The following is a 26701-nucleotide window of genomic DNA, read 5'->3' on the forward strand; positions in this document are numbered from 1 at the left end:
CGCGCGAGCCGAGGAGACACTCCGGCGGGGCCCCGCCCCACACCACCCAGCCCCGCCGGCGATTGAGGCGCGGGGCCTGGGGCAGAGCCCCAGAACACCGGCCAGCCGCAGCCGCAGCCGCGCCGCGCTACAGCTCCTTGCGGAGCGACGGGCCGCCCCGAGGGCGTTTCGGGGCCTTGATCTTGACCTCCACGCCGCCCCAGAACGCGAAGCCCGTCACCACCACCCGCGGAGCGCCCGGCTCCGTCGGCCCCGGGCTGTCCCGCTGGTCGAACGCGCCCATGAAGCCGAAGCCCCGTACGTCGACGTCCACCCCCGGCGGCACCGTGATCTCGATGCCTCCCATGACCGCGACGCAGTTGATCACCACCTCGCGCTGCGCGAAGTCCGCCTCGCGCAGGTCCAGCTCGCCGCCGCCCCAGAACGCGACCGCGTCGAAGCGGGGCGGGACCGTCCAGCGGCCCTTGCGCTGGAAGCCCGACATCACCGCGACCGCCAGCGCCGACGTCCCCGTCCCGCCGATCCGGCCCGGCCAGGCCGAGCCACCCGCCGCCACCGTCGCGGGCGGGGAGGCCGCCGGGCCCGTGGGCGCCGGGAGATCGGCGGTCAGCGGTTCCAGCTCCGCGTACGTGCGGGACTTGTACGCCGCCTCCAGCCGCTCCTCGAACTCCTCCATGTCGAGCCGGCCCTCGGCGACGGCGTCCCGAAGACGCTCCACCACCCGGTCCCGGTCGGCATCCGACGCCCTCAACTCCGGCAACGGCTTCTCCGGCCGCTCGTCACTCATGCGCACCAGACTATGCACGCTCGCGCGGGAGTTGTATGGTCCCGCCCCTGATACCGTCCCCGACCCGACCCTGAGACCGCCCCCGAGCCCCACCGGGGACGGCGCCGACGCTCAGCCCCGCCCCGCGTACATCCGCGCGATCACGTCCTCGATGTCCGGCTCCCGCACCGACAGGTCCACCAGTGGGTACTGCGCCGCCACCGCCGACACCAGCGGCGCCGCCGACGACCCCGCCGGGAAGGCCAGCCACTGCCTCGGCCCCTCCACCTTCACCACCCGCGCACCCGGCACGCTGATCGGCGCCAGCTCCCGCTCCAGGTCCACCACCAGCGTCCGCTCGCTCTCCCCCACCGACCCCGCCGAGTGCAGCCCGCCCAGCGCCCCGTCGTACATCAGCCGCCCGTGGTCGATCACCATCACCCGCTCGCAGAGCTGCTCGATGTCCTGCAGGTCGTGCGTGGTCAGCAGCACCGTCGTGCCGCGCTCCTCGTTCAACTGCCGCAGGAAGCCGCGGACCTTCGCCTTGCTCACCACGTCCAGCCCGATCGTCGGCTCGTCCAGGTACAGCACGTCCGGATCGTGCAGCAGCGCCGCCGCGATGTCACCGCGCATCCGCTGCCCGAGCGACAGCTGGCGTACCGGTACGTCCAGCAGCTCCGCCAGGTCCAGGCGGTCCACGCACCGCTCCAGGTTCTCCTCGAACCGCGCCCGCGGCACCCGGTACATCCGCCGCATCAACCCGTACGAGTCCTTCAGCGGCAGGTCCCACCACAGCGTGGTGCGCTGCCCGAAGACCACCCCGATCCGCTGCGCGAGACGCACCCGCTCCCGCGCCGGATCGATGCCCGCGACCCGCAGCCGGCCGCCGCTCGGCGTCAGGATGCCCGTCAGCATCTTGATCGTCGTCGACTTACCGGCCCCGTTGGGCCCGATGTAGCCGACCATCTCACCCCGCGCCACCGCGAAGCTGATCCCGTCCACCGCCCTGACCTGGCGTTTCTCCCGGCGCATCAGCCCAACCCGGCGCCGTACGTCAAAGACCTTCTCGACCCCGTCCAGCGAGATCAGCGCATCATCCACCACGGCTCAGCTCCCCGTGCTCCGGTACGAACGGACTCCCGCGCGCCAGGCCAGCGACGCGGGCACGAACACCGCGAGGGCCACCAGCGGGCTCAGGAACGCGGCCCACCCCGGCAGCCCCAGCGGATCGGGCCGCCCCAGCACGTACAGCGCGGGCAGCCAGTTGACGAAGGCCAGCGGCACGACGAAGGTCACCCCGCGCAGCAGGTCGGTCGCGAAGACCGTCGGCGGGTACTGCAGCATCGTGCAGCCGCCGTAGGTGAAGGAGTTCTGCACCTCCGCCGCGTCCCCGGCGATGAACTGGAAGGCGGCCCCGGCCACCATCACCGCCGCGAAGATCGACCCGCCGGCCAGCAGCATCACCGGCACCAGCAGCACCTTCCCCGCCGTCCACTCCACGTCCAGCGTGCAGAGCGCCCAGCCCAGCACCCCCAGCCCCTGCCCGATCCGGCCGAGCCGGCGCAGCGCGAAGCGGTCGGCGGCGACCTGCGCGAGCAGCGGGACCGGGCGCACCAGCATGGTGTCGAGCGAACCGTCGCGGATCCTGGCGCCGATCCGGTCGGTGTTGCCCAGCAGCAGGTCCGCAAGCCCCAGGGACGCCGAGCAGGACCCGTACAGCAGCGCGACCTCGGGCAGAGTGAAGCCGCCGAGGGCGTCCACGTGCGAGAACATGATGTAGATCGCGACGAAGTCCAGCAGCGTGATCGCCGCGTTCCCCACCGTCGACAGGACGAAGGACGTCCGGTACGTCATCGTCGACCGGACCCACATCGCCACGATCAGGCCGTAGCCGCGCAGCCCCTCCCGGAGCCGGCCGCGCGCGCGGGGCACCTCCAGCTCCGCGAACTCCCGCTCCAGTACCGCCTCAGCCACCCTGGACCACCACCTTCCGCGTCGCCGCCGACTGCAACAGCCGCCCCGCGCCGAGCAGTACGAGGACCCAGCCGGCCTGGAAGGCCAGCGCGCCGGCCGCGTCCCCCGCTCCCGCGTGCTCGCCCAGCAGCACGTCCAGCGGGACCTGGAGCATCGCCGCCCACGGAAGTGCGCGCACGAACTCGCCGAAGGCGCCGGGGAAGACGGTCAGCGGCAGCAGCATCCCCGAGAAGAAGATCGAGACGACGGTCGCCATCAGGTTGATCCCGGACCCGTCCAGCAGCCAGAAGGCCAGCAGCCCCAGCAGGTAGCGCAGGGCGAAGCTCACCACCAGCCCCAGCGTCACGGAGACCAGGAACAGCAGCCAGCGCGACGGGTCCGAGGGCAGCGCCAGCCGGAAGACCAGCGCCCCCGCCGCGAGCGGGACCAGCCCGCGCCCCAGCAGCTGGAAGGCGGCACGGCCCAGGTCGGCCGCCAGCCACCACATCTGCAGGTCGGCGGGCCGGTACAGGTCCACGGCGATGTCGCCCGTGCGCACCCGCTCCTGGAGCTCCTCCTGGAACCCGCCGCCGATCAACGCCCCCGCGGCCAGCAGCGACTGGCTCACCCAGACGAAGGTCAGGGCCTGGGCCTGGTCGTAGCCGCCCAGCCCCGGGCGCTGCTCCCACAGCGCGATGTACGTGAACGCGACGATGAAGCCGAACACGGTGTTGGTGAACACGCCCGCCGCGGTCGCCGTCCCGTAGGTGGCGTAGCGCCGGAATCCGCCGGCCGCGACCGCAGCGTAAAGGGCAACTTCTTCGCGCACTCCTTCGCGCACTCCTTGGCGCACTCCTTGGCGCACCGTATCCCCTCCGTTTTCCACGTCGTTCCTACGTCGGCCAAAGCGCGCGAGCTTAGTGCGGAGGGGCGAGCCACGCGACCGATTTACCCCTGTCCGGGGCGGTGGTCACCGGCCATCGGGTAGACACCATGAGGTACAGAAGTGGATATTTCGAACAGCGTCGAGGAGTCCTGGAGATGAGCGACCAGTCACCAGCCGCGGGCTGGACCCCTCGCGACCCGGACACCCCGCCCCACGGCGGGGGCGGCCCCGGCCATCCCGGCCATCCCGACCGCCCCGGCCATCCCGACCGCCCCGGGAAGAACGCCCGCCGCCACCGGACCGGCCTGCGCCGACTCCTCCCCACCTGGCGCATGGTCCTCGGTGCCGTACTGCTCCTCGCCCTCCTGATCGGCGGCGGCCTCGTGGCCGGCTACCTGCTGGTCGACATCCCGCCCGCCAACGCCGCCGCGACCGCGCAGTCCAACGTCTACCTCTACTCCGACGGCTCCCAGATCGCCCGCGACGGCGAGGTCAACCGCGTCAACGTGCCCCTCTCGCAGATCCCGCTGACCGTCCAGGAGGCCGTACTGGCCGCGGAAGACCGGGACTTCTACTCCGAACGGGCGGTGGACCCCAAGGCCATGGTCCGCGCCGCCTGGAACACGGCCACCGGCAAAGGCACCCAGTCCGGATCGACGATCACCCAGCAGTACGTCAAGAACTACTACTTGGGCCAGGAACAGACCCTCAAGCGCAAGGCCAAGGAATTCTTCATCGCGATCAAACTCGGCCGCGAGAAGTCGAAGGCCTACATCCTCGAGGGCTACCTGAACACCAGCTACTTCGGCCGCAACGCCTACGGCATCCAGGCCGCCTCCCAGGCCTACTACGGCAAGGACGTCGGCAGCCTCACCACCGCCGAGGGCGCCTACCTCGCCACCCTCCTCAACTCCCCCAGCGCCTTCGACGTCGTCTCCCACCCGCAGAGCCGCACCCGCGCCCTCGCCCGCTGGAACTACGTCCTCGACGGCATGGTCAAGAAGGGCTGGCTGCCCGCCGCCGAGCGCGCGGCCACGCAGTTCCCCGAACCGGGCAAGGTACGGGCCGCCGCCGGCCTGTCCGGCCAGCGCGGCTACCTCGTCGAAGCCATCAAGGAGTTCATCGTCGACCGCAAGATCCTCGACGACAAGACCCTCGCCGAGGGCGGCTACCGGATCCGCACCACCATCGACCGCCGCCGCCAGGCCGACTTCGTCGAGGCCGTCGACGACCAGATGCTCGGCAAACTCGACCCCGAGACCCGCAAGGCGGACCGGCTGGTGCGGGCGGGCGGCGTCTCCATCGACCCGGCCACCGGCAAGGTCGTCGCCATGTACGGCGGCGTCGACTACACCAGGCAGTACGTGAACAACGCGACCCGGCACGACTACCAGGTCGCCTCCACCTTCAAGCCGTTCGTCTTCGCGGCCGCCGTCGAGAACGACTCCCGCACCCAGGACGGCCGCAGGATCACCCCCAACACGATCTACAACGGCGACAACAAGCGCCCCGTCACCGGCGGCCGGATCCGCTTCGCCCCGGAGAACGAGGGCCAGATCTCGTACGGGAACATCACCGTCAACACCGCCACCGACCTCTCCGTCAACGCCGTGTACGCGCAGATGGCCGTCGACGTCGGCACCGCCAAGGTCAAGAAGACCGCCATCGACCTGGGCGTCCCCGAGGACACCCCGAACTTCGTGGTCGGCCCGGCCATGGCACTCGGCACCCTCCAGGCCAGCGTCCTGGACATGACCCAGGCGTACGCGACCCTCGCCGACCACGGCCGCCGCACCCCCTACACCTTCGTGGAGGAGATCGAGAAGGGAGGCGACAAGATCCCCCTGCCCGAGCGGACCCCCGTCCAGGCCATCAGCCGCGAGGCCGCCGACACCACCACGTCCATGCTGGTCAGCGTCGTGGACAACGGCACCGGTACGGCGGCGCTCGCCGCCGGCCACCCGGCCGCGGGCAAGACCGGCACGGGCGAACTGGACCGCTCGGCCTGGTTCGCGGCCTACACCCCGAACCTGGTCACGGTCGTCGCGATGATGGGCCAGGACCCCGACACCGGCACCCTGGAATCGCTGTACGGGGCCCTCGGCGAGTCCCGCATCGGCGGTGGCGGCTACCCGGCCCGGATCTGGGCCGCGTACACGAAGACCGCACTGGAGGCCACCGACCCCGTCGACTTCGAACTCGACCTCCAGCCGGGCGCCGCACAGCCCCCGCCGCCCTCCTCACAGTCGAACCCGCCGCCGGAGACGCCGGACGAGGACACCGAGCCCCCCTCCCTGCGGCCGACCCCGACGTCCGGCGGCCAGGACAACGGCGGGCAGGACAACGGCGGGCAGGGGGGCCGCACACAGGGCGGCCGGGACAACGGCGGCCAGGACGGCGGCCGCGACAACGGCGGCCGGACGCAGGGCGGCCAGGACGACGGCGGCACCGGTACCAGTACCGGTCGGGGCGACGACGCCGGCACCGGCCGGGGCGACGACGGCGGCACCACCGCGGGCACCCAGGGCGGTACGGGCGGCCCGGCGGGCTCCGACGGCGGCGGCGTCATCGGAGGCCCGCGCCCGCCGTCGGCGTTCCTGGAATAGCTCTTGGACCAGCTCCTGGACCAGGAGCCGGTCCAGGAGGGTCAGTGACCGGAGGTCGCCTTCAGCCCCACCACGGCGACCAGCAGCAGACAGATGAAGAAGATCCGGGCGGCGGTGACGGGCTCACCCAGCACCGCCATACCGAGCACCGCGGCACCGGCGGCACCGATGCCCACCCACACCCCGTACGCCGTGCCGATGGGCAGGGTCTTCGCCGCGTAGGACAGCAGCACCATGCTGGCCACGATCCCCGCACCCGTGAACACACTGGGCCAGAGCCGGGTGAAGCCCTCGGTGAATTTCATGCCGATCGACCAGCCCACTTCGAGCAGACCGGCGAGAAGAAGAAGAACCCAGGCCATGACGGCACCTCCGAGACATCGGGCGATACGGGGTGCGTCGTCTTGTCGTACCCGGTACGGCGCGTCTCGTCGGGTTCTCCCCCACCGTAGCAAAGGGCAGCGAAAAGGGCCGGTGACCTCGGCCACCAGCCCTTGTCGTCCCGCGTCGGATCAGAGGTACAGCCCGGTGGAGTCCTCCGACCCCTCCAGCCGCTCCGCGGCCACGGCGTGCAGGTCCCGCTCGCGCATCAGCACGTACGTCGCCCCGCGCACCTCGACCTCGGCCCGGTCCTCAGGGTCGTACAGCACCCGGTCCCCGGGCTCGACGGTCCGGACGTTCTGGCCGACCGCGACGACCTCGGCCCAGGCCAGCCGCTTGCCCACCGCGGCCGTCGCCGGGATCAGGATGCCGCCGCCGGAGCGCCGCTCGCCCTCCGGCAGGTCGGACTTCACGAGCACGCGGTCGTGCAGCATGCGGATGGGCAGCTTGTCGTGGGTGGTGTTCTCGCTCACGCCCCGAACCTACCTGTCCGCACGCCTTCCGTACCGCGCAGGGTCATCCGCGCTTGTGGCGCGCCGAGACCACGAGCAGCCCGACGACGCCGACCGCGAGCAGCGCGACGGGCACCACGCGGTCGAGGCGCGGGGTCCCGTCCTCGTGCCGCAGACCGTCGCGCAGGTCCGTCACGACGCGGTTCACCGTGGCGAAGGCCCGCCCCGCGGTCTGGTCGACGGTCGAGGCGACCCGGGCCCGCGCGTCCCCGATGATCGTCTGCGGGTGCATGCGCACGCCGATCTCGTCGAGCGTCTCGGCGAGCTGCTCGCGGCGGCGGACGATGTCCGCCTCGATCTGTGCGGGGGTCCTGGCTTCCGACACCGCGCTGCCTCCGTCGTCGTGGTCGTGATCGTGTGGGGGCGTAGTCCGCCGTGAACAGTCTGTCAGCTTAGTCTCGAGACGTACCGATCCCCTCCCGAGGAGACTGTCAGATGAGCGAGCGACTCCAGCCGGGCGACACCGCCCCCGCCTTCACCCTGCCCGACGCGGACGGCAACGAGGTCTCGCTCGCCGACCACAAGGGCCGGAAGGTGATCGTCTACTTCTACCCGTCCGCGCTGACGCCGGGCTGCACGAAGCAGGCGTGCGACTTCACGGACAACCTGGCCGTCCTGGCCGCAGCCGGCTACGACGTCATCGGCGTCTCCCCCGACAAGCCGGAGAAGCTGGCGAAGTTCCGCGAACAGGAGCACCTGAAGGTGACGCTGGTCAGCGACCCGGAGAAGGAGACGCTGGCGGCGTACGGGGCGTTCGGCGAGAAGAAGCTGTACGGCAAGACGGTCACGGGCGTCATCCGCTCCACGGTGGTCGTCGACGAGGCGGGCAAGGTCGAGCACGCCTTCTACAACGTGAAGGCGACGGGCCACGTAGCCAAGATCATCAAGGACCTGGGCATCTGACGCCCCCGTCCCCCGGAGTGGGCCGCCCCTGACCAGGGGCGGCCCACTCCGCTTATCGGACGAAACCACCCGTGACCGCCCGCCTTCCGAACCCGTTAGCCCGTACGAGGCCCGCACACGCGGCCGGACATACGGAGGGGGGCGGGCATGCCGATCAGCCCGTACACGAAGGAACGCCTGGCGGAGGCTGCCGCGGGGGCACGGACGCTGACGGAGGCGCTTGAACACCTCGGGGTGGACCCGAGAAGTGGCTCCCGCGAGTACGTGCGCAGGCGCATGAACCAGCTCGGGGTGGATACCTCGCACTTCGAACGGGACGGAAACCGCTGGACCCGAAAGATCCTGGAGGAGGCGGTGAGCGCCTCCAGCACCATGTACGAGGTCCTGCGGCGCCTGGGCCTCGATGCGGTGGGCGGAAACCACACCCACATCACACGCCGAGTCCGGGCGCTCGCCATCGACACGTCGCACTTCACCGGGCAGCCCCGAACCGACCGGATGAGGGACAACCACCGCAGACGCACGCCAGCCGAGATCCTCTGCGTGGATCACTCGCCCCACCCTCGACGCACTCCCAGCGCGATGCTTCGACGCGCACTGCTCGACCTCGGCATCGCGGAGTGCTGCGCCGATTGCGGCATCCCCCCTGTCTGGATGGGCGCGCCTCTGCCCCTGGAGGTGGATCACATCAACGGAGACTGGCGCGACAATCGCCCGGAGAACCTCCGGCTGCTCTGCCCCAACTGCCATTCCGCCACGGACACCTACCGCGGTCGGGCGAAGCGGCGTCGTCGGTGACGGGCGGTGGGGACAACAGCGGCCGGACGCCCGGCCCCCGGGCCCACGCGCGGCGCGTCAAGCCCGGAGCCGCCGTGCTGCGTGAAGCCGTGGCCGCGTCCAACTCTCTGGCCGAAACGCTGCGGCGCTTGGGCAGGGTGTCCTCGGGAAGTATGAACGCAGCGCTCAAGACGTGGATCCGAGAAGACGGCTTATCGACTGCGCACTTCCTCGGCCAGGCCCACAATCGGGGCAAGCCCGGCACCACCCCCGAGCGTCGGGCCGAGGACATACTCGTCAGGCAGGACGGCCGGCGCCGCACTCGAACGCACCTGCTCCTGCGCGCGCTGCGCGAGGTCGGCGTTCCGGAGCTTTGCGAGATGTGCGGCACGGCCCCTGTCTGGCGGGGTCGGCCGATGACGCTGGAGGTGGACCACGTCAACGGCGACTGGAGCGACGACCGGCGCGAGAACCTCCGGCTGCTGTGCCCCAACTGCCATGCGGTCACCAGCACGTGGTGCCGGGGCGGACGACCTGTGGGGCCCACACAGTAGAGTGGCTCTCAGCGCGTGCGCCCGTACTCCAACTGGCCAGAGAGAATGGCTTTAGGTGCCATGTGTTGTCGGTTCGAGTCCGACCGGGCGTACAAATGTGACAGGTCCGCTGCCTTCGATTGAAGGCAGCGGACCTGTTGCGTTCGGTCAGCCCAGGAGGGCGCGGATGAAGGGGACCAGGGCGCGGAAGGCCTGGCCGCGGTGGGAGATGGCGTTCTTCTCGGCCGGGGTCAGTTCGGCGCAGGTGCGGGACTCGCCCAGGGGCTGCAGGATCGGGTCGTAGCCGAAGCCGCCCGTGCCCGACGGGGTGTGGCGCAGGGTGCCCAGGAGGCGGCCCTCCACGACGCGTTCGGTGCCGTCGGGGAGCGCGAGGGCCGCCGCGCACGCGAAGTGGGCTCCGCGGTTCTCGTCGGCGATGTCGCCGAGCTGGGCGAGGAGCAGGTCCAGGTTGGCCTTGTCGTCGCCGTGGCGGCCGGCCCAGCGCGCGGAGAAGATGCCGGGCGCGCCGTGCAGGACGTCCACGCAGAGGCCGGAGTCGTCGGCGACGGCGGGCAGGCCGGTGGCCTGGGCCAGGGCGTGGGCCTTGAGGAGGGCGTTCTCGGCGAAGGTGACGCCGGTCTCCTTGACGTCGGGGATCTCCGGGTACGCGTCCGCGCCGACCAGCCCGTGGGGCAGGCCGGCGTCGGAGAGGATGGCGCGCAGTTCGGAGACTTTGCCCGCGTTGCGGGTCGCGAGGATCAGGCGGCTGGGCGTCGAGGTCATGCCCTCATTATCCCGGCGTGCAGACCTTGGAGATCTCGCTCGCGGCGTCCGCGACCGGCTTGATGTCCGGGACGGAGTTGCCGCTGTCGATGGAGGTGCGGACGTTCTTGACGGCCGTGTTCATCGAGTCGATGGCCTTGCCCAGGTCGGCGTTGTCGGTCTGGTCGCCGATCTTCTTGAGGTTCGCCTCGATCTGGTCGAGCGCGTTCTTGGCGTCCTGGGGGCTGTTGCCCGCCTGGGAGACGGCCTGCTGGAGGTCGTTCGCGCCGTCCGTGATGGCGACGGCCGTGTTCGCGCAGTCCATCGCCGTGGAGATGGCGTCGCAGGCCGAAAGGGCCGGGACGGTCAGGACGGCTGCCACGGCTACTGCCGCTATGCGGAGCTTCATGCGGTTCTCCCGAGAGGACGTGTACGAGGGCGGACGTGGGCGGGCATGGCGGGCATGGGCGGGCGCACGGCTGCTCTGCCGTGCGCCCGTTGTCCGTAGGGACGCCGGAGGGCGTCCTGTGGTTGCCGCCTACAGGTCCAGCGCGCCCCGCTGGATGGCCTCCAGGTCGGCGCAGCCGCCGGCGGCGAGGTCGAGGAGGGCGTTGAGTTCCTTGCGGTCGAAGGGCTCGCCCTCGGCGGTGCCCTGGACCTCGACGAAGCGGCCGTCGCCGGTGCAGACGACGTTCATGTCGGTCTCGGCGCGCACGTCCTCCTCGTAGCAGAGGTCGAGGAGCGGGACGCCGTCGACGATGCCGACGCTGACGGCGGCGACGGTTCCGGTGAGGGGCTTGCGGCCGGCCTTGATCAGCTTCTTCTGCTGGCCCCAGGCGACGGCGTCGGCGAGGGCGACGAAGGCGCCGGTGATGGCGGCGGTGCGGGTGCCGCCGTCGGCCTGGAGGACGTCGCAGTCCAGGACGATGGTGTTCTCGCCGAGGGCCTTGTAGTCGATGACGGCGCGCAGCGAGCGGCCGATGAGGCGGGAGATCTCGTGGGTGCGGCCGCCGATCTTGCCGCGGACGGATTCGCGGTCGCCGCGGGTGTTGGTGGAGCGCGGCAGCATCGAGTATTCGGAGGTGACCCAGCCTTCGCCGCTGCCCTTGCGCCAGCGCGGGACGCCTTCGGTGAAGGAGGCGGTGCAGAAGACCTTGGTGTCTCCGAAGGAGATGAGGACGGAGCCCTCTGCGTGCTTGCTCCATCCGCGTTCGATGGTGACCGGGCGGAGCTGTTCGGGCGTACGGCCGTCGATGCGAGACATGTGTCCGAGCCTAGTGGACACCCCACAACGCGAAGACCCCGTCCGGGTAGGGGGACGGGGTCCGTCGGTGCTTCGGGCGGGTGGCCCGGGCTCAGGGGGTGCGGGTCACATCATGTCTTCGATGTCGGCGGCGATCGGGTCGGCGTCGGTGCCGATGACGACCTGGACCGCGGTGCCCATCCGGACGACGCCGTGGGCGCCGGCGGCCTTGAGGGCGGCCTCGTCGACGAGGTCGGGGTTGATGACCTCGGTGCGCAGGCGGGTGATGCAGCCCTCGACCTCTTCGATGTTCTCGATGCCGCCGAGCCCGGCGACGATCTTCTCAGCCTTGGTGGCCATGTGTTTCTCCCTGAGTGATGCGAAGAACGAGTCTCAGCGGCCGGAACATGGATGCCCACCCGCACGGCACGCGTTGTCACGGTAACGCACGGTTGGCCCATCTACGCGAGCGCGTGTCCGGTCCCTGCCGAATGATGACGATCAGCAGCAACCTGCCCACAACTGGTCTACACCAGTGTGCCGCAAGTGTTGCGGCAGCCAAAACGGGCCGGTCAGGGAGGACGCCGATGAGCGTGAGCAGCTCCACAGCAGCGCCACAGCCGAATTGGCGGAACAACCTGTTCCAGGGGCTGCAGAAGATGGGTCGGAGCCTGCAGCTCCCCATCGCCGTACTGCCCGCGGCGGGCATCCTGTTGCGGCTGGGGCAGCCGGACGTCTTCGGTGCGGACGGCCTGCAGTGGACGGACGTCGCCAAGGTGATGGCGGGCGCGGGCGGGGCGCTGCTCGATCCCGATCTCGGTCTGCCGCTCCTCTTCTGCATCGGCGTCGCCATCGGCATGGCGAAGAAGGCGGACGGTTCGACAGCGCTCGCGGCCACGGCCGGGTTCCTCGTCTACCGGGGGGTGTTGCACGCGTTCCAGAAGGCCTGCCCGGTGGGGACCAAGGACATCGGGGGCGGCTGCCTGGGGCCGAACGACACCTTCGTGGCGTACACGTACCAGAACCCCGGGGTCTTCGGCGGCATCGTCATGGGGCTGCTGGCGGCCTATTTCTGGCAGCGGTACCACCGGGTGAAGCTGGTGGACTGGCTCGGCTTCTTCAACGGCCGGCGGCTGGTCCCGATCGTCATGTCCTTCGTCGCGATCGCCTTCGCCGCGCTGTGCCTGTGGGTCTGGCCGCCGGTCGGGGACGCGCTGGAGAGCTTCTCCGACTGGCTGCGCGGGCTCGGTGCCTGGGGCGGCGGCATCTTCGGCGTCGCGAACCGCGCGCTGCTGGTGATCGGCCTGCACCAGTTCCTGAACGTGCCGGTCTGGTTCCAGTTCGGGTCGTACACGGCGGCGGACGGGAAGACGTACCACGGCGACATCAACATGTTCCTGCACGGGGACCCGACCGCGGGCCTGTTCCTGACCGGCTTCTTCCCGATCATGATGTTCGCGCTGCCGGCGGCGGCGCTGGCGATCACGCACTGTGCGAAGCCGCAGCGGCGCAAGGAGGTCGGCGGTCTGATGCTGTCGGTGGCGCTGACCTCGTTCGTCACCGGGATCACCGAGCCGCTGGAGTACTCCTTCCTCTTCGTCGCGCCCGCCCTGTACGCGGTGCACGCGGTGCTGACGGGTGCGTCCATGGCGGTGTCGTGGGGGCTGGGCGTCAAGGACGGCTTCAGCTTCTCGGCGGGCCTGATCGACTACGTCATCAACTGGAACCTGGCGACGAAGCCCTGGCTGATCATTCCGATCGGCCTGTGCTTCGCGCTCGTCTACTACGTGATCTTCCGTTTCGCGATCACGAAGTTCGACATTCCGACTCCCGGCCGGGAGTCGGACGAGGAGATCGCGGCGATGGAGGCGGACAACACCAAGGTGTAACCGACGTGGCGGGCGGGGCCGTTGGACCCGCCCGTCGAAGGCCCTCGGATCCGGGATCCGGGGGCCTTCGTCATGTCCGGAAGTCCGGGTGCCGGGGCGGCCGCGACGGCACCCGATCCGTGTGGCGTAGACCACAGGAAAACGAAGGTTCCTTATCTATCCCTCACCGTGCTACAACTGGTCTACACCACGATTGGTGTAGACCACGCGGGCCTGTCCGAGCCCGCGTACCCCCATTTCTGAGACGTCGCCGTCCCCCGTTCTTTCCCCCTCGGCGTCGCCTTGCCCACTGGAGGAAGTTGTGTCCACGGCTACCGCCCCCGCGGCGGAAAAGAAGAAGGGCGCTGGCGTGATGGCCGTCATGCAGCGCATCGGCCGGAGCCTCATGCTCCCCGTTGCCGTGCTGCCCGCCGGCGCGCTCCTGCTCCGCCTGGGCGCGGACGACATGCTCGGCGACAAGGACGTCTTCCCGACGTTCGTCCTGAAGATCGCCGGCTACATGGCCGCCGGTGGTGGCGCGATCCTCGACAACATGGCGCTGCTGTTCGCCGTCGGCATCGCGATCGGCTTCGCCAAGAAGTCGGACGGCTCCACCGCCCTGGCCGCCGTCACCGGTTACCTGGTCTTCCAGAAGGTCCTCGCCACCTTCACCGACAGCAACCTGCCGCAGGTCGCCAAGGTGGTCGGCGGCAAGATCGTCATGGTGGACGCGCCGGTCAACGCCGGTGTGCTCGGCGGTGTCGTGATGGGCATCATCGCCGCGCTGCTCTACCAGAAGTTCTACCGGACCAAGCTGCCGGACTGGGCGGGCTTCTTCGGCGGCCGCCGCCTCGTCCCGATCCTCTCCGCCCTGGCGGGTCTGGTCACGGGCATCGTCTTCGGTCTCATCTGGCCGGTCCTCGGCACGGGTCTGCACAACTTCGGTGAGTGGCTGACCGGCTCGGGCGCTGTCGGCGCGGGCATCTTCGGTGTCGCCAACCGTGCGCTCATCCCGATCGGCATGCACCACCTGCTGAACTCCTTCCCGTGGTTCCAGGCCGGCTCCTTCGACACGGCAACCGGCGCCGTCCACGGTGACATCGGCCGCTTCCTCGCCGGTGACCCGACCGCCGGACAGTTCATGACCGGCTTCTTCCCGATCATGATGTTCGCCCTCCCGGCGGCCTGCCTCGCGATCGTCCACTGCGCGCGCCCCGAGCGCCGCAAGGTCGTCGGCGGCATGATGTTCTCCCTCGCGCTCACCTCCTTCGTCACCGGCGTGACCGAGCCGATCGAGTTCACCTTCATGTTCATCGCCCCGGTGCTGTACGCGATCCACGCGGTGCTGACCGGTGTCTCCATGGCGCTCACCTGGGCCCTGGGCATGCGCGACGGCTTCGGCTTCTCGGCCGGCCTCGTCGACTTCCTGCTCAACCTGGGCATCGCGGAGAAGCCGTGGATGCTCGCCCTCGTGGGGCTGTGCTTCGCGGCGGTCTACTACGCGATCTTCCGCTTCGCGATCATCAAGTGGAACCTCCCCACTCCGGGCCGCGAGTCCGACGAGGAGCTCGCCGAGCTGCAGAAGGCCGAGGCCAAGTAAGCAGCCCCGTAAGCACGCGAGCCCCCGTTCTCCCTTCCGGGAGGGCGGGGGCTCGCGCGTGTGCGGGTGCCGCTCAGACCTCGTAGACCGCGCCCGCGTACGCCAGGTCGACCGGGCCGTCGTAGACCGCGCGGGCGTCGGCGAGGTTCTGCGCGGGGTCCGTCCACGGCGGGATGTGGGTGAGGACGAGCCGCCCGACGCCGCCGCCGTGCGCGTACTGGCCGGCCTCGCGGCCGTTGAGGTGGAGGTCCGGGATGTCCTCCTTGCCGTGGGTGAAGGAGGCCTCGCAGAGGAAGAGGTCGACGCCCTCGGCGAGCTGGCCCAGCTCGGGGCAGACGCCGGTGTCCCCGGAGTACGTGAGCGAGCGGCCGCCGTGCTCGATGCGGATGGCGTACGACTCCACGGGGTGAGCGACCCGCTCGGTACGGACCTGGAAGGGGCCGATCTCGAAGGTCCCGGACTTCAGGGTGCGGAAGTCGAAGACCTCGCTCATCGAGCGCTCGTCGGGGACGTCGTCGTAGGCCGTGGTCAGGCGCTTCTCGGTGCCCTCGGGGCCGAAGACGGGGATGGTGCCGCAGCGGCCGCCCTCGTGGCGGTAGAAACGGGCGACGAAGTACGCGCACATGTCGATGCAGTGATCGGCGTGCAGATGGCTCAGGAAGATCGCGTCGAGGTCGTAGAGACCGCAGTGGCGCTGCAGGTCCCCGAGGGCGCCGTTGCCCATGTCGAGGAGCAGCCGGAAGCCGTCGGCCTCGACGAGGTAGCTCGAACAGGCCGATTCCGCGGACGGGAACGACCCCGAACAGCCGACGACGGTGAGCTTCATGGAGCGTGAACCTCCGTGGACGGTCCGTGGACGGAATGCGGGCCGTGCGTGGGTCGAGCGTAAGGCGCGAAACGTCCGGTCGCTCCTCCGCGGCAGGCCGTTGTGGGGGGAATCACCTGCGCTGTCACCCGGGGGAGCGACGGTGGGCACGGGCGTTGCCGTGCCGGGGCCTTCCCGCCCGGCTACGGTCGAAACATGGACACGTCCTGGTGGCCCGCGGTGGCCGCGGTCGTGGCCCTGGCACTGGTGATGCTGATCGCCGGGGGGCGGCTTGGCGTCACGCGCCGGGCCCCGCCCGCGCAGGGCACCGGCCGGCCGCCGCACCCGCAGGCGGGTGAGCTGTGGACGCTGACGGACGGCCGGACCTGCCTGGTCCTGGCTGTGGGCCCGGTACGGGAGCACCGGGCGCGGGTCGCGTGGATCACCGCGAAGTACGACGACCGGCGGGCCGGGGTGATCCCGCTGCCGCCGGGGACGGTGGGGGCGCAGGGCCGGGCGCGCTTCCTGGAGGCTGACCGGCCGGACGAGGTGTCGCTGTGGGAGTTCCGGACCAGGCTGGGAATGCTGGACCCCGCGGTGTGGGACGAGGTCAAGGGACTGGGAGGCGGTCGGTGATGACGGCGATCCGCTTGCGGCGCGTGTACGACCCGCCGGAGCCGGAGGCGGACGGGCTGCGGGTGCTCGTGGACCGGCTGTGGCCGCGGGGGCTGGCGAAGGCGGCGGCGGGGGTCGACGAGTGGCCGAAGGCGGTCACGCCGTCGACGCGGCTGCGGAAGTGGTTCCACGACGGGGGGTCGGCCGGTGAGTTCCGGCAGCGGTACGAGGCGGAGCTGGCGGAGCCGGAGGCCGTGGCGGAGCTGGATCGCCTCCGCGGGCTGGTCGGGGCCGGGCCGGTGACCTTGCTGACTGCCGTCAAGGACCCGGGCTCCAGCCATGCGGCGATCCTGGCGGAACACCTGTCGGCCTGACCGGCCGGGCCGCTGCGCGGAGCTTCTCCCCGCCCCGCCCCTTCTCCGTTTCCCGGGCGCTGCCCGGACCCGCGCCTCGAACACCGGCGGGGCTGGAATCGCGCTGCGCGCGATCCAGCCCCCATGGGATCAGGCCCAGAGCTGGCCCTGGAGGACCTCGATGGCCTCTTCCGTCGTCGCCGCGGTGTAGACGCCGGTGGAGAGGTACTTCCAGCCGCCGTCGGCCACGACGAAGACGATGTCGGCCGTCTCGCCGGCGGCCACGGCCTTGCGGCCCACGCCGATCGCCGCGTGCAGGGCGGCTCCGGTGGAGACGCCCGCGAAGATGCCCTCCTGCTGGAGCAGGTCGCGCGTGCGGGTGACCGCGTCGGCCGAGCCCACCGAGTAGCGGGTGGTGAGCACGGAGGCGTCGTACAGCTCGGGGACGAAGCCCTCGTCCAGGTTGCGCAGCCCGTACACGAGGTCGTCGTAGCGCGGCTCGGCCGCGACGATCTTCACTCCGGGCACGTTCTCGCGCAGGTAGCGGCCGACGCCCATCAGGGTGCCGGTGGTGCCCAGGCCGGCCACGAAGTGGGTGATCGACGGCAGGTCCGCGAGGATCTCCGGGCCGGTGGTGGCGTAGTGCGCGCCAGCGTTGTCCGGGTTGCCGTACTGGTAGAGCATCACCCAGTCCGGGTGCTCCGCGGCCAGTTCCTTGGCCACCCGGACGGCGGTGTTGGAGCCGCCGGCGGCCGGCGACGAGATGATCTCGGCTCCCCACATGGCCAGCAGGTCGCGCCGCTCCTGGCTGGTGTTCTCCGGCATCACGCACACGATGCGGTAGCCCTTGAGCTTGGCCGCCATCGCCAGCGAGATGCCGGTGTTGCCCGAGGTCGGCTCCAGGATGGTGCAGCCCGGGTACAGCCGGCCGTCCTTCTCGGCCTGCTCGACCATGTGGAGCGCGGGGCGGTCCTTGATCGAGCCGGTCGGGTTGCGGTCCTCGAGCTTGGCCCAGATCCGGACGTCGTCCGAGGGGGACAGCCGGGGCAGCCGGACCAGCGGCGTGTTGCCGACCGCGGCCAGCGGGGAGTCGTAGCGCATTACTTCGATCCGCCGGCCACGGCCGGGAGGATGGTGACGTTGTCGCCGTCCTTGAGGGCGGTGGAGATGCCGTCGAGGAAGCGGACGTCCTCGTCGTTGAGGTAGACGTTCACGAAGCGGCGCAGCTGACCGCCGTCGACGATGCGCTCCTCGATGCCCTTGTGCCGCGTCTCCAGGTCCGCGAAGAGGTCGGCGAGCGTGGCGCCCTCACCGTTCACGGCCTTCTCGCCGTCGGTGTAGGTGCGGAGGATGGTGGGGATGCGGACCTCGATGGCCATGGCTGGGCTCCAGTCGTCAGGACGTAGGCAGGTGTGCGTGGGGAACGGGCGCGCGGTTCGTCGGCCCTCCGCGCGAGAGGGCTCTGGTGCTCAGGCGGCAGGACAGATGGCGCTGGCGAGGCGGCACAGGTCGACGTGCAGCCGCGCCACGAGCAGCAGCCTGCCGGGCGTCTCGATGCTCACGTCGTGGGGAACCATGCGGTCATGTTAACGATTCCCGGTCCCCGGTTTGGAGTGTGATCCCGCATCTTGGACGCCTTCTGCTCACATGCTGGTCAGTAGGCCTCTACGACCTGCACTTCTTCCTCGGTGATCACCCCGTCGACGATGCTGTACGAGCGGAACTGGAACTCCCCGAGCCCGTCCTTGTCGGCGGTGGAGACCAGTACGTAGTGCGCGTTCGGCTCGTTCGCGTAGGTGACGTCCGTGCGCGAGGGGTAGGCCTCGGTCGCGGTGTGCGAGTGGTAGACGATCACCGGCTCTTCGTCGCGGTCGTCCATCTCGCGGTAGAGCTTCAGGAGGTCCTTCGAGTCGAACTCGTAGAACGTGGGCGAGCGGGCCGCGTTGAGCATCGGGATGAACCGCTCGGGGCGGCCGGTGCCAGCCGGGCCGGCCACGACACCGCACGCCTCGTCGGGGTGGTCCTGGCGGGCGTGCTCGACGATCCGGTCGTACAGGGCCTGGGTGAGGGTCAGCATGAGCGACAGGATAAGCAGACGGGCCCTCCCGTACCGAGGAGTGGTACGGGAGGGCCCGCATGGTGGACAGGACGTCCACGGGAGCAGGGCTCCCGGCCGTGGCAGGCGGCCGGGAACCGCCGCTAGGAGGCCTTGGTGAAGGCCGCGCCGCGCGGGTCGCGGTTCTTCATGACCAGGTAGGAGACGCCGAGGATGACGCCCCACAGCGGCGCGCAGTACAGCGAGACGCGCGCGTCCTTGTCGGCGCCCATCATCACGATGACCATGCCGATGAAGGCCAGGGCGAACCAGCTCGTGTAGGGGGCGCCGGGCGCCTTGAACTTCGAGCCGGGCAGCTCGCCGCGGTCGGCCTTGGCGCGGTAGCGGATCTGGCAGACCAGGATCATGATCCAGGCCCACATGCCGGAGATGGTGGCGAAGGAGACGACGTAGTCGAAGGCCTTGCCGGGGGCGACGTAGTTGATCCAGACGCCCACGAGCATCAGCGCGGCGGAGAAGGTGGTGCCGATGAGCGGGGTGCCGCTCTTGGTGAGCTTGGTGAAGACCTTCGGGCCCTGGCCGTTGAGCGCGAGGTCGCGCAGCATGCGGCCGGTGGAGTACATGCCGGAGTTGCAGGAGGACAGGGCCGCGGTCAGGACGACGAAGTTGACGATGGCGGCGCCGACGCCCAGGCCCATGCGCTCGAAGGCGGCGACGAAGGGCGAGACGCCCGGCTGGAAGTGCGTCCACGGGACGACCGAGAGGATCATGATGAGCGCGCCGACATAGAAGACGGCGATGCGCCACGGCACGGTGTTGATGGCCTTGGGCAGGGTCTTCTCGGGGTCCTTGGACTCGCCGGCGGTGACGCCGACCAGCTCGACCGCGAGGAAGGCGAACATCACGATCTGCAGGGTCATCAGCGTGCCGCCGATGCCCTTGGGGAAGAAGCCGCCGTCGTTCCACAGGTTGGAGACGGTGGCGGTGTCGGCGGCGTCGGAGAAGCCGATGGTGAGGATGCCGGCGCAGATCAGGATCATGCCGACGATGGCGGTGACCTTGACCATGGAGAACCAGAACTCCAGCTCACCGAAGAGCTTCACGGAGATCAGGTTGGCGGCGTAGAGGATGACCGTGAAGATCAGCGCGTAGGCCCACTGCGGGAAGCTGTCGTGGGTCCAGTACGACATGTACTGCGCGGCGGCGGTGACCTCGGTGATGCCGGTGACCACCCAGAACAGCCAGTACGTCCAGCCCGTCACGTAGCCCCAGAACGGGCCCAGGAACTCGCGGGCGTAGTCCGAGAAGGAACCGGAGACCGGGCGGTACATGAGCAGCTCGCCCAGGGCCCGCATGATGAAGAAGATGACCAGGCCCGCGATCGCGTAGGCCAGGATCAGGCTGGGGCCGGCCTTGGAGATCGCCTTGCCCGCGCCCAGGAAGAGGCCGGTGCCGATGGCTCCGCCGATCGCGATCATCTGGATCTGGCGGGCGCCGAGCGTGCGGTGGTAACCCTCGCCGCCCTCGCCCTGGGTGCCCTCGCCGGGCGTGTTGCCGTGCTGCTCGACCTGCACTGAGGTCATGTCTGGTGCGCCTTTCTCCACGCCGACCCGCGCCTTCATTGGCTGCGGATCGGGTCCTCGATCCCCCCGGATACGGATGGAGTTGCACCCGGCGGTCTGCCGGTTCAAGCGGGCCGGGGGACATGGGTGGCGTCCCTTCGGCGGTCGTGAAGATTTATCACGTGCTTACGGCTGCCCGAGGGGGAGAAATGTGGTGCACGGCATCAAAATTTCCGGACAAAGCACTGTGATCATGACAGATCACCGCATCGCGGTGATCTGATCGTTATCCGGATTTGAGCGTCCGCTGAGCGAACGATGTTCTCTCTTGAGGTTCCTCAGAGGGTTTCGATCAAGGATTCCTGGAGTCCGCCCAGCCACAGGTACGCCATCACCATCGGCTTGCGCGGGTCGTCGTCCGGCAGCCGGAAGAGCGTGGCGCTCTCGTCGTCCTCGGTGATGTCGAGTCGGGCCGCGAGGGTCAGGCGCAGGTCGTTGAGCCCGCCGAGCCAGCGCATCGGCAGCTCGCCGGTCAGCTCCAGCACGGCGGCACCGTCGGCGGCCGGGGTGAGCGCGTCCAGGCTGCGTACGAGCGCGAGCGCGTCCTCGCGCTTGCGGGTGCGCAGGTCGTTCTCGGTGTAGCGGCGGAACTCCGCCGCGCGGGCCTTCAGCTCCACCGGGTCCACGCCCTCGTCGCCCGCGCCGTCCGGGGAGCCGTAGGCGTCGGGGAAGAGGCGGGCCAGCGCCGGGTCGGACGGCGGTTCGGTGGGCCCGTCGGCGGCGAACAGCGCGGCGAGCGGGTCGGCGTCCTCGGCCGGCTCGGGCTCGCCGGGGCCGATCAGCTCCAGCATCTGGACCGCGAGGGAACGCAGGATGGAGATCTCGATCTCGTCCAGCGCGATGGCGGCTCCGCCGCCCTTCAGGGACTCGAACATCCCGGTGGACCGGCCCATCAGTTGCGGTCCTGGGAGAGGGTCGCCCACAGGCCGTAGCCGTGCATGGCCTGCACGTCGCGCTCCATTTCCTCGCGGGAGCCGCTCGAGACGACCGCCCGCCCCTTGTGGTGGACGTCGAGCATCAGCTTGTGCGCCACGTCCTTCGAGTAGCCGAAGTACGCCTGGAACACGTACGCCACGTAGCTCATGAGGTTGACCGGGTCGTTGTGCACCAGGGTCACCCAGGGAACGTCAGGTTCCGGGACCGCGAAGGTCTCTTCGGCCGACTCAGTGCGTTCGATCTCAATGGGAGCAACACTCACTCGTCCCATGCTGCCACCGTGACGGGCCCGTTGCACAAACGGGACCCACATCTCGTCACTTTGACGAAATGTGCGCTAGCATCGCCGCCATGAACCCTGCGGACCTGGGCCTGCCGGTGGACGTGCCGTCGACAGCGCTCTTCACGGACCATTACGAGCTCACGATGTTGCAGGCCGCCCTGGCCAACGGCACCGCCGACCGCCGCTCGGTCTTCGAGGTGTTCACCCGGCGGCTCCCCGAGGGGCGCCGCTACGGGGTGGTCGCGGGGACCGGGCGGGTGCTGGACGCGGTGGAGAACTTCCGCTTCGACGGCGCGGTGCTGGAGTTCCTGCGCGAGCGGGCCGTCGTCGACATGCGGACGCTGGACTGGCTGGCCTCGTACCGCTTCTCCGGCGACATCTGGGGCTACCCGGAGGGCGAGGTCTACTTCCCCGGCTCGCCGATCCTGCGCGTGGAGGGCAGCTTCGCCGAGTGCGTGCTGCTGGAGACGGTCATCCTGTCGATCCTCAACCACGACTCGGCGATCGCGGCGGCGGCCTCCCGGATGTCCTCGGCCGCCGGCGACCGCCCGCTGATCGAGATGGGCGCGCGGCGCACGCACGAGCTGGCGGCCGTCGCCTCGGCGCGGGCCGCGTACGTGGGCGGCTTCGCCTCCACCTCGGACCTGGCGGCCGGATTCCGGTACGGCATCCCCACCGTCGGCACCAGCGCGCACGCCTTCACCCTGGTCCACGACAGCGAGCGGGACGCCTTCACCGCGCAGGTGGCCTCGCTGGGGCGCGGCACCACCCTGCTGGTGGACACGTACGACGTGGCCGAGGCGGTGCGCACCGCCGTCGAGGTGGCGGGCACCGACCTGGGTGCGGTGCGGATCGACTCCGGGGACCTGCTGCTGGTGGCCCACCGGGTGCGCCAGCAGCTGGACGAGCTGGGGGCGGCCTCGACGAAGATCGTGGTCACCTCGGACCTGGACGAGTACGCCATCGCCTCGCTGGCGGCGGCTCCGGTGGACGCGTACGGCGTGGGCACGCAGCTGGTGACGGGCAGCGGGCACCCGACGTGCTCGATGGTCTACAAGCTGGTCGCGCGGGCCACCTCGGCGGACCCGAAGGCGGCGCTGGCTCCGGTGGCGAAGAAGTCCACGGGCGGGAAGACCTCGATCGGCGGGCGCAAGTGGGCGGCCCGCCGGCGGGACGCCGACGGGGTGGCGGAGGCGGAGGTCGTGGGTGTGGGACCCGTTCCCGCGGCCCTGGCCGACCACCAGCTGCTGACCCACCTGGTCAAGGCCGGTGAGGTGGTCGCCCGCGAGCCGCTGGAGGCGGCCCGCGACCGCCACCGCGCGGCGCGCGCGGCACTGCCGCTGTCGGCGACCCAGCTGTCGCGCGGCGAGGCCGTGATCCCGACCGAGTACGTCTAGCCCTGCGGGCGCGCCCGGCGGGAGAGCCGGGCGGTCGTCCGCCGGGAAGCCGGTGCGGCGCCGCTGCGGGGGCTGCGCCCCCGGCGCCCCGCGCCTCGGTCGCCGGGCGGGGCTCGAACAGAGCCCCAGTTTCGGGAAGGGGCGGGGTGGGGGAAGAGCCCCCGCAGGGCCCCGCCGCCGTATCGCACATCGAGCCGAAGGACACGTCATGCACCGCGCACTGATCGTCGTCGACGTACAGAACGACTTCTGCGAAGGCGGCAGCCTCGCGGTCACCGGCGGAGCCGACGTCGCCGCCGCCATCACCGAGCTGATCGGGCAGGCCACCGCCGGGTACCGGCACGTCGTCGCCACCCGCGACCACCACATCGACCCGGGGACGCACTTCGCGCACCCGCCGGCCGAGCCGGACTACGAGACCTCCTGGCCGGTCCACTGCGTGGCCGGCACCGAGGGGGTCGGGTTCCACCCGAACTTCGCGCCCGCCGTGGCCTCGGGTTCGGTCGCCGCGGTCTTCGACAAGGGCGCGTACGAGGCCGCGTACAGCGGCTTCGAGGGCGCGGACGAGAACGGCGAGGGCCTCGCCGCCTGGCTGCGGGAGCGGCACGTCGGCGAGGTCGACGTCGTCGGCATCGCCACCGACCACTGCGTGAAGGCCACCGCCCTCGACGCCGCCCGCGCCGGCTTCACCACGCGCGTCCTGCTGGACCTGACGGCGGCCGTGGCCCCGCACACCACCGAGCGGGCCCTGGAGGAGCTCCGCGCGGCCGGCGTGACCCTCGTGGGCACGGCCGGGCCCCGGCCGTAGAGCCGGGGGCCGGCCGCGCCGCAGTCCCTCAGGTGCCCAGCAGGGCCCGGATGGGGTGCCAGAGCTCCTGGGCGCGGTCGGGTGCGCCCCGCCACAGCAGGCCGTCCGGATGGTGCAGGACGGCCGTCACCTCGTCGGGTGTGGGCGGCTGCGCGTTGCCCCGCAGGTACACGGCCCGCATCCCGAGGTTCCGCAGCCTGGTCAGGGCGCGGGCCCGGTTCGCGGCGTGCACCAGCACGCGGACATTTCCGCCCTCACCGGACGGCCTCGGCAGCGTGAGCGCAACGACCACGCTGCCACCTGGCAATCTGACGAAACCTCCACCGGGCATGGCTGTCATCTCCCCCGTCAATAAGAACCTCGTACCGGGGCATCTAAACGCGATCGGCCGCCGCCCGCTAGAGGGCGACGGCCGATCATGCTTTGACCTGCAGTTTTACCGAATTACTTCTTCGAGGGACCAACCTCGACGGTCATGACCTCACCGTCGTAGGTCTCCTTCAGGATCTTGATCTTGGTGTTGGTGTCAGTGACCTTCACCGATCCGGTCGGGTTCTCGTCGGAGTAGTACTTGCCCGGGGTGCGGTCGTCGAAGACCAGGTTCGCGGGCTTCGGCTTCAGGAACAGCGACTCGCCGTTCTTGTGCAGCGTGAACGCGTCCGTGGAGTACGCGCTGAAGGTGGCGTCGTACGGCTGGATCTTGTTCCGCAGCAGGGTGCCGTCCGCCCACTTCATGGGCTTGGCGTTGGCGTCGATCGGCAGGATCAGGCCCTGGCCCGGGTGGACGCTGGTGTTGTTGTCCTTCTGGCTGGTGTCCCACTGCCAGATGAGCAGACCGTCCTGGTACGGGTAGTGCTCGACCCAGTCCGGCTTGGTGTTGCCGAAGCCGAAGTTGTACGGGCCCACCTTGAGGGTGGTGTCGTACGACACGTAGCGGCGGTTCTCGGCCAGGTAGTACTGCGCGTACTCCTTGGTGAAGCCGGCGCCGATCCGCGAGAAGCCCTTGCCGGTCCAGCCGTTGTCGCCGTTCTCGGCGCCGTCGGTGAACAGCGCGGAGCCGTCCGCGGTGATGGTGAGGGCGTCGGCCGTGAAGCCCTTGCCGCCCGCGCCGCCGTCCGTCTGGTAGCGGAAGCGGAGGTCGACCTTCTTGCCCGCGTAGGCGTCGAGCGGGAAGTTGAGGTTCTTCCAGGCACCCGAGACACCGGTCAGCGACGGGCTGCCGGAGGCGTCGGCCGGGATGGCCGTGCCGTCGGCGGTGCCGGCGAGGGCGGTCCAGGTGGCGCCGCCGTCCGTGGACACCTCGGTGTAGAGGTAGTCGTAGTCGGCCTCGATGTCCCACCAGCCCTTGAGGGACAGGGCGGCGGACGACTTGCCCGTCAGGTCGACGGAGCGGGTGAGGGTGTTCTTGAGGTCGTCACCCATGTTGCTCCACCACTGGGTGGAACCCTCGGCGGGAGCGACGACGTCCGTCTGCACCTTCTTCTTCGGCAGCTCGACGACCAGGGCCTGCTTGTCCTTGGTGTTGAACTCCGACACACCGAGCTTGTGGGTGGACTTCGTCGCGGCCTTGGCCGTGTCGTAGTTCAGCCAGCCCAGCTGCAGCTTGTCCCAGGCGGTCATGTCGCCCGGCATGTCGCCTATGGAGTCCTTGCCGGTGCCGAGCCAGGAGCCGGCCGACATCAGGGACCAGAAGCCGACGCTGTTCTCGCCGCCACCGGTGGTGTCGTAGAGGTCGGGCAGGCCGAGGTCGTGGCCGTACTCGTGGGCGAAGACACCAAGGCCGCCGTTCTCGGGCTGCATGGTGTAGTCGCCGACCCAGATGCCGGAGTTGCCGATCTGGGTGCCGCCGGCCTTGTTGTTGTCCGGGCCGGTCTTGCCCGCGGCGGTGCCGTAGGCGTACCAGCGGTGCGCCCACAGGGCGTCGGGGCCCTGCACGCCGCCGCCGGCCGACTCGTCCTCGCCCGCGTGGACGATCTGGAAGTGGTCGATGTAGCCGTCGGGCTCGTTGAAGTTGCCGTCGCCGTCGAAGTCGTAGCGGTCCCACTGGTCGTACTCGGCCAGCTTCGCCTTGATCTGGGCGTCGGTCTTCCCGGCCTTCTTCTGCGCCTCGACCCACGCCGTGACGCCGTCCTTGACGGTGTCCCAGACGTTGGAACAGTTGGACTGGCCACAGAAGTTGGAGCCGTAACGGGCCTCGTTGTACGGGACCTTGACCCAGTCGGCGACCTCGCCCTCGACCGAGTAGCGACCCGAGGAGGTCTTCTCGTAGTACGTCTTCAGGGAGTGCTTGCCCTCACCGCTGGCGAAGTACAGGTCCTGGAAGTACTGACGGCTGAAGTCCTGACGCCAGGCCGTGCTGTTGTCCTTGGCACGGTCGGGCTGCGCGATCGTGTTGTGCATCGGACCGGGCGTGCCACCGTACTTCGGCACGGCCGGCTTGGGGCCGGGACCGTCCGGGTCGTGCATGGTGGTGCTGTCGACCTGGTCGCCGAACTCGACGAGGATCGTGAAGATCTTGTCGGTCTTCTCGCGGCCGAGCTCGACGTACTTCTTGTCGTCGAGCTTGACGACCTTGGAGGCGCCGCGCTGCTCGACGCCCTTCTTGCCCTGGAGGACCTGGTCCAGAGCGGCCTTGCGCTGCTGGGCCTGCTGCTCGCTGAACGGGCCCTTGAGGTCGTGCTCGACGACCTTGGCAGGAGTGGTCGGGTCCTGCCGGTCGGCCACCGGGGCGGCCGAGGCCTTGCCCTCGGCCTGGGCCGCGGTGACGGTGAAGAAGGTTGCACTGGTCGCACATGCGGCCATGGTCACGGTGACGGCGGCAGCGCGAATCGCACGCCGTCTGGCGGAATTGCTGGTCACTTGATGTCGTTCCCCTCCCGCGGCCGCAACGTCTGAGTTCGGAACTTCTCCATAGGAGCGGGGGGTTCCGCGCGGCGCGCGTCTCAAGTGACGACATTTGACCGGAGAGACGCGAGAAAAGACAGACCTTGACTTGAACCTTACAACTGCACTATGCGGTCAGGGAGTTCCGCTATC

The 26701-nt window shown here is 70.1% G+C and carries 31 protein-coding genes, 1 tRNA gene and 1 riboswitch; of the genes, 11 read left to right on the top strand and 21 right to left on the bottom strand.

The window, feature by feature from the left end; genetic code table 11:
• Positions 1-127 precede the first annotated feature (127 nt).
• From IG86_RS0125490 to IG86_RS0125505, 4 genes are all read right to left on the bottom strand, one after another.
• The gene (locus IG86_RS0125490) at positions 128-787 is read right to left on the bottom strand and encodes a DUF1707 SHOCT-like domain-containing protein (protein WP_030662603.1); all 660 of its coding nucleotides are present in this window, start codon (positions 785-787) and stop codon (positions 128-130) included.
• 111 nt (positions 788-898) lie between these two features.
• Positions 899-1870, bottom strand: a complete 972-nt coding sequence (locus IG86_RS43685) for an ABC transporter ATP-binding protein (RefSeq protein ID WP_053681192.1) — start codon at positions 1868-1870, stop codon at positions 899-901.
• A gap of 3 nt (positions 1871-1873) precedes the next feature.
• Positions 1874-2740, bottom strand: coding sequence for an ABC transporter permease (locus IG86_RS43690; RefSeq protein WP_030825235.1), 867 nt, complete (start codon positions 2738-2740; stop codon positions 1874-1876).
• On the bottom strand, positions 2733-3548 hold the full coding sequence (locus tag IG86_RS0125505) for an ABC transporter permease (protein ID WP_107051895.1): 816 nt from the start codon (positions 3546-3548) through the stop codon (positions 2733-2735). The genes IG86_RS43690 and IG86_RS0125505 overlap by 8 nt, the downstream gene beginning before the upstream one ends.
• Before the next feature lie 212 nt (positions 3549-3760).
• Here IG86_RS0125505 and IG86_RS0125510 point away from each other — a divergent pair, with 212 nt between their 5' ends.
• Positions 3761-6211, top strand: a complete 2451-nt coding sequence (locus IG86_RS0125510; protein ID WP_030899976.1) for a transglycosylase domain-containing protein — start codon at positions 3761-3763, stop codon at positions 6209-6211.
• A gap of 41 nt (positions 6212-6252) precedes the next feature.
• Here IG86_RS0125510 and IG86_RS0125515 read toward each other — a convergent pair whose 3' ends face one another.
• The 3 genes from IG86_RS0125515 to IG86_RS0125525 form a co-directional block, all read right to left on the bottom strand.
• On the bottom strand, positions 6253-6573 hold the full coding sequence (locus IG86_RS0125515; protein ID WP_030026576.1) for a DMT family transporter: 321 nt from the start codon (positions 6571-6573) through the stop codon (positions 6253-6255).
• A 31-nt stretch (positions 6574-6604) separates the two neighbouring features.
• Positions 6605-6674, bottom strand: a riboswitch (guanidine-III (ykkC-III) riboswitch).
• A gap of 49 nt (positions 6675-6723) precedes the next feature.
• Positions 6724-7065 (bottom strand): GroES family chaperonin, encoded by a 342-nt coding sequence (locus tag IG86_RS0125520; RefSeq protein WP_030009035.1) that lies wholly within the window; start codon positions 7063-7065, stop codon positions 6724-6726.
• A 43-nt stretch (positions 7066-7108) separates the two neighbouring features.
• Positions 7109-7429: a DUF3618 domain-containing protein gene (locus tag IG86_RS0125525; RefSeq protein WP_030662618.1), complete on the bottom strand. Its 321-nt coding sequence runs from the start codon at positions 7427-7429 to the stop codon at positions 7109-7111.
• Positions 7430-7539: 110 nt separating this feature from the next.
• On the opposite strand from IG86_RS0125525, the gene bcp reads away from it, so the two are divergent.
• The 4 genes from bcp to IG86_RS0125545 all read left to right on the top strand — a co-directional run bounded on the left by bcp (position 7540) and on the right by IG86_RS0125545 (position 9430).
• Positions 7540-8007 (top strand): thioredoxin-dependent thiol peroxidase, encoded by a 468-nt coding sequence (gene bcp / locus IG86_RS0125530; protein WP_030662622.1) that lies wholly within the window; start codon positions 7540-7542, stop codon positions 8005-8007.
• A 147-nt stretch (positions 8008-8154) separates the two neighbouring features.
• Positions 8155-8805, top strand: coding sequence for an HNH endonuclease signature motif containing protein (locus IG86_RS0125535; protein ID WP_030899979.1), 651 nt, complete (start codon positions 8155-8157; stop codon positions 8803-8805).
• Between the two features lie 152 nt (positions 8806-8957).
• Positions 8958-9338 carry an HNH endonuclease gene (locus IG86_RS45400; RefSeq protein ID WP_107056283.1) on the top strand — a complete coding sequence of 127 codons (381 nt, stop codon included), beginning with the start codon at positions 8958-8960 and terminating at the stop codon, positions 9336-9338.
• 17 nt (positions 9339-9355) lie between these two features.
• Positions 9356-9430 (top strand) — tRNA-Leu (locus tag IG86_RS0125545).
• A gap of 55 nt (positions 9431-9485) precedes the next feature.
• On the opposite strand, the gene rdgB is transcribed toward IG86_RS0125545, so the two are convergent.
• From rdgB to IG86_RS0125565, 4 genes are all read right to left on the bottom strand, one after another.
• Positions 9486-10100 carry an RdgB/HAM1 family non-canonical purine NTP pyrophosphatase gene (gene rdgB / locus IG86_RS0125550; RefSeq protein ID WP_030825252.1) on the bottom strand — a complete coding sequence of 205 codons (615 nt, stop codon included), beginning with the start codon at positions 10098-10100 and terminating at the stop codon, positions 9486-9488.
• A 7-nt stretch (positions 10101-10107) separates the two neighbouring features.
• Complete coding sequence (locus IG86_RS0125555) at positions 10108-10488, bottom strand: hypothetical protein (protein ID WP_030825255.1); 381 nt, start codon at positions 10486-10488, stop codon at positions 10108-10110.
• 129 nt (positions 10489-10617) lie between these two features.
• Complete coding sequence (gene rph, locus IG86_RS0125560) at positions 10618-11343, bottom strand: ribonuclease PH (RefSeq protein ID WP_030662637.1); 726 nt, start codon at positions 11341-11343, stop codon at positions 10618-10620.
• 105 nt (positions 11344-11448) lie between these two features.
• Positions 11449-11682, bottom strand: coding sequence for a PTS sugar transporter subunit IIB (locus IG86_RS0125565; RefSeq protein ID WP_030662640.1), 234 nt, complete (start codon positions 11680-11682; stop codon positions 11449-11451).
• A 227-nt stretch (positions 11683-11909) separates the two neighbouring features.
• Between IG86_RS0125565 and IG86_RS0125570 the strand changes: the two genes are divergently transcribed.
• The gene (locus tag IG86_RS0125570) at positions 11910-13211 is read left to right on the top strand and encodes a PTS transporter subunit EIIC (RefSeq protein ID WP_030825258.1); all 1302 of its coding nucleotides are present in this window, start codon (positions 11910-11912) and stop codon (positions 13209-13211) included.
• 352 nt (positions 13212-13563) lie between these two features.
• On the top strand, positions 13564-14790 hold the full coding sequence (locus IG86_RS0125575) for a PTS transporter subunit EIIC (RefSeq protein ID WP_173429217.1): 1227 nt from the start codon (positions 13564-13566) through the stop codon (positions 14788-14790).
• 73 nt (positions 14791-14863) lie between these two features.
• Here IG86_RS0125575 and IG86_RS0125580 read toward each other — a convergent pair whose 3' ends face one another.
• Positions 14864-15616 carry an MBL fold metallo-hydrolase gene (locus IG86_RS0125580; RefSeq protein ID WP_030825261.1) on the bottom strand — a complete coding sequence of 251 codons (753 nt, stop codon included), beginning with the start codon at positions 15614-15616 and terminating at the stop codon, positions 14864-14866.
• A 195-nt stretch (positions 15617-15811) separates the two neighbouring features.
• Between IG86_RS0125580 and IG86_RS0125585 the strand changes: the two genes are divergently transcribed.
• Positions 15812-16231 carry a hypothetical protein gene (locus IG86_RS0125585; RefSeq protein WP_030662653.1) on the top strand — a complete coding sequence of 140 codons (420 nt, stop codon included), beginning with the start codon at positions 15812-15814 and terminating at the stop codon, positions 16229-16231.
• On the top strand, positions 16231-16584 hold the full coding sequence (locus tag IG86_RS0125590; protein ID WP_030662655.1) for a DUF488 domain-containing protein: 354 nt from the start codon (positions 16231-16233) through the stop codon (positions 16582-16584). The genes IG86_RS0125585 and IG86_RS0125590 overlap by 1 nt, the downstream gene beginning before the upstream one ends.
• A 129-nt stretch (positions 16585-16713) precedes the next feature.
• On the opposite strand, the gene IG86_RS0125595 is transcribed toward IG86_RS0125590, so the two are convergent.
• The 7 genes from IG86_RS0125595 to clpS form a co-directional block, all read right to left on the bottom strand.
• On the bottom strand, positions 16714-17664 hold the full coding sequence (locus IG86_RS0125595) for a PLP-dependent cysteine synthase family protein (protein ID WP_030825270.1): 951 nt from the start codon (positions 17662-17664) through the stop codon (positions 16714-16716).
• Positions 17664-17942 (bottom strand): MoaD/ThiS family protein, encoded by a 279-nt coding sequence (locus tag IG86_RS0125600; RefSeq protein WP_030662661.1) that lies wholly within the window; start codon positions 17940-17942, stop codon positions 17664-17666. Before IG86_RS0125600 ends, IG86_RS0125595 begins: the two co-directional genes overlap by 1 nt.
• A 90-nt stretch (positions 17943-18032) precedes the next feature.
• A complete protein-coding gene (locus IG86_RS45405; protein ID WP_310941867.1) occupies positions 18033-18140 on the bottom strand; it encodes a putative leader peptide in 108 nt (35 codons plus the stop codon).
• Between the two features lie 77 nt (positions 18141-18217).
• Positions 18218-18640 (bottom strand): M67 family metallopeptidase, encoded by a 423-nt coding sequence (locus IG86_RS0125610; RefSeq protein ID WP_030662663.1) that lies wholly within the window; start codon positions 18638-18640, stop codon positions 18218-18220.
• Between the two features lie 122 nt (positions 18641-18762).
• Positions 18763-20202, bottom strand: coding sequence for an amino acid permease (locus tag IG86_RS0125615; RefSeq protein ID WP_030825274.1), 1440 nt, complete (start codon positions 20200-20202; stop codon positions 18763-18765).
• Positions 20203-20519: 317 nt separating this feature from the next.
• Positions 20520-21134: a DUF2017 domain-containing protein gene (locus IG86_RS0125620; RefSeq protein ID WP_030899988.1), complete on the bottom strand. Its 615-nt coding sequence runs from the start codon at positions 21132-21134 to the stop codon at positions 20520-20522.
• Positions 21134-21448, bottom strand: coding sequence for an ATP-dependent Clp protease adapter ClpS (gene clpS / locus IG86_RS0125625; protein WP_030662673.1), 315 nt, complete (start codon positions 21446-21448; stop codon positions 21134-21136). Before clpS ends, IG86_RS0125620 begins: the two co-directional genes overlap by 1 nt.
• Before the next feature lie 80 nt (positions 21449-21528).
• Here clpS and IG86_RS0125630 point away from each other — a divergent pair, with 80 nt between their 5' ends.
• Both IG86_RS0125630 and IG86_RS0125635 read left to right on the top strand, forming a co-directional pair.
• Positions 21529-22857: a nicotinate phosphoribosyltransferase gene (locus tag IG86_RS0125630; protein WP_030825280.1), complete on the top strand. Its 1329-nt coding sequence runs from the start codon at positions 21529-21531 to the stop codon at positions 22855-22857.
• Between the two features lie 208 nt (positions 22858-23065).
• Positions 23066-23665 (top strand): nicotinamidase, encoded by a 600-nt coding sequence (locus tag IG86_RS0125635; protein ID WP_030825284.1) that lies wholly within the window; start codon positions 23066-23068, stop codon positions 23663-23665.
• Positions 23666-23693: 28 nt separating this feature from the next.
• Here IG86_RS0125635 and IG86_RS0125640 read toward each other — a convergent pair whose 3' ends face one another.
• Both IG86_RS0125640 and IG86_RS0125645 read right to left on the bottom strand, forming a co-directional pair.
• Positions 23694-23996 (bottom strand): hypothetical protein, encoded by a 303-nt coding sequence (locus tag IG86_RS0125640; RefSeq protein WP_030825287.1) that lies wholly within the window; start codon positions 23994-23996, stop codon positions 23694-23696.
• A 113-nt stretch (positions 23997-24109) separates the two neighbouring features.
• Entirely contained in the window at positions 24110-26467 is a 2358-nt protein-coding gene (locus tag IG86_RS0125645) for an immune inhibitor A domain-containing protein (RefSeq protein WP_030825290.1), read from the bottom strand.
• Positions 26468-26701 lie beyond the last annotated feature (234 nt).

The organism is Streptomyces virginiae (genome assembly GCF_000720455.1).
GTDB classification, from domain to species: domain Bacteria; phylum Actinomycetota; class Actinomycetes; order Streptomycetales; family Streptomycetaceae; genus Streptomyces; species Streptomyces virginiae.

Bases quoted from the DNA above. Each gene is read 5' to 3' on its own strand.
- IG86_RS0125490 (WP_030662603.1), bottom strand. From the start codon at position 787: ATGAGTGACGAGCGGCCGGAGAAGCCGTTGCCGGAGTTGAGGGCGTCG.
- IG86_RS0125510 (WP_030899976.1), top strand. From the start codon at position 3,761: ATGAGCGACCAGTCACCAGCCGCGGGCTGGACCCCTCGCGACCCGGAC.
- IG86_RS0125515 (WP_030026576.1), bottom strand. From the start codon at position 6,573: ATGGCCTGGGTTCTTCTTCTTCTCGCCGGTCTGCTCGAAGTGGGCTGG.
- bcp (WP_030662622.1), top strand. From the start codon at position 7,540: ATGAGCGAGCGACTCCAGCCGGGCGACACCGCCCCCGCCTTCACCCTG.
- IG86_RS0125535 (WP_030899979.1), top strand. From the start codon at position 8,155: ATGCCGATCAGCCCGTACACGAAGGAACGCCTGGCGGAGGCTGCCGCG.
- IG86_RS45400 (WP_107056283.1), top strand. From the start codon at position 8,958: ATGAACGCAGCGCTCAAGACGTGGATCCGAGAAGACGGCTTATCGACT.
- rdgB (WP_030825252.1), bottom strand. From the start codon at position 10,100: ATGACCTCGACGCCCAGCCGCCTGATCCTCGCGACCCGCAACGCGGGC.
- IG86_RS0125555 (WP_030825255.1), bottom strand. From the start codon at position 10,488: ATGAAGCTCCGCATAGCGGCAGTAGCCGTGGCAGCCGTCCTGACCGTC.
- rph (WP_030662637.1), bottom strand. From the start codon at position 11,343: ATGTCTCGCATCGACGGCCGTACGCCCGAACAGCTCCGCCCGGTCACC.
- IG86_RS0125565 (WP_030662640.1), bottom strand. From the start codon at position 11,682: ATGGCCACCAAGGCTGAGAAGATCGTCGCCGGGCTCGGCGGCATCGAG.
- IG86_RS0125570 (WP_030825258.1), top strand. From the start codon at position 11,910: ATGAGCGTGAGCAGCTCCACAGCAGCGCCACAGCCGAATTGGCGGAAC.
- IG86_RS0125575 (WP_173429217.1), top strand. From the start codon at position 13,564: ATGGCCGTCATGCAGCGCATCGGCCGGAGCCTCATGCTCCCCGTTGCC.
- IG86_RS0125580 (WP_030825261.1), bottom strand. From the start codon at position 15,616: ATGAAGCTCACCGTCGTCGGCTGTTCGGGGTCGTTCCCGTCCGCGGAA.
- IG86_RS0125585 (WP_030662653.1), top strand. From the start codon at position 15,812: ATGGACACGTCCTGGTGGCCCGCGGTGGCCGCGGTCGTGGCCCTGGCA.
- IG86_RS0125590 (WP_030662655.1), top strand. From the start codon at position 16,231: ATGACGGCGATCCGCTTGCGGCGCGTGTACGACCCGCCGGAGCCGGAG.
- IG86_RS0125595 (WP_030825270.1), bottom strand. From the start codon at position 17,664: ATGCGCTACGACTCCCCGCTGGCCGCGGTCGGCAACACGCCGCTGGTC.
- IG86_RS0125600 (WP_030662661.1), bottom strand. From the start codon at position 17,942: ATGGCCATCGAGGTCCGCATCCCCACCATCCTCCGCACCTACACCGAC.
- IG86_RS45405 (WP_310941867.1), bottom strand. From the start codon at position 18,140: ATGGTTCCCCACGACGTGAGCATCGAGACGCCCGGCAGGCTGCTGCTC.
- IG86_RS0125610 (WP_030662663.1), bottom strand. From the start codon at position 18,640: ATGCTGACCCTCACCCAGGCCCTGTACGACCGGATCGTCGAGCACGCC.
- IG86_RS0125615 (WP_030825274.1), bottom strand. From the start codon at position 20,202: ATGACCTCAGTGCAGGTCGAGCAGCACGGCAACACGCCCGGCGAGGGC.
- IG86_RS0125620 (WP_030899988.1), bottom strand. From the start codon at position 21,134: ATGGGCCGGTCCACCGGGATGTTCGAGTCCCTGAAGGGCGGCGGAGCC.
- clpS (WP_030662673.1), bottom strand. From the start codon at position 21,448: ATGGGACGAGTGAGTGTTGCTCCCATTGAGATCGAACGCACTGAGTCG.
- IG86_RS0125630 (WP_030825280.1), top strand. From the start codon at position 21,529: ATGAACCCTGCGGACCTGGGCCTGCCGGTGGACGTGCCGTCGACAGCG.
- IG86_RS0125635 (WP_030825284.1), top strand. From the start codon at position 23,066: ATGCACCGCGCACTGATCGTCGTCGACGTACAGAACGACTTCTGCGAA.
- IG86_RS0125640 (WP_030825287.1), bottom strand. From the start codon at position 23,996: ATGCCCGGTGGAGGTTTCGTCAGATTGCCAGGTGGCAGCGTGGTCGTT.
- IG86_RS0125645 (WP_030825290.1), bottom strand. From the start codon at position 26,467: ATGGCCGCATGTGCGACCAGTGCAACCTTCTTCACCGTCACCGCGGCC.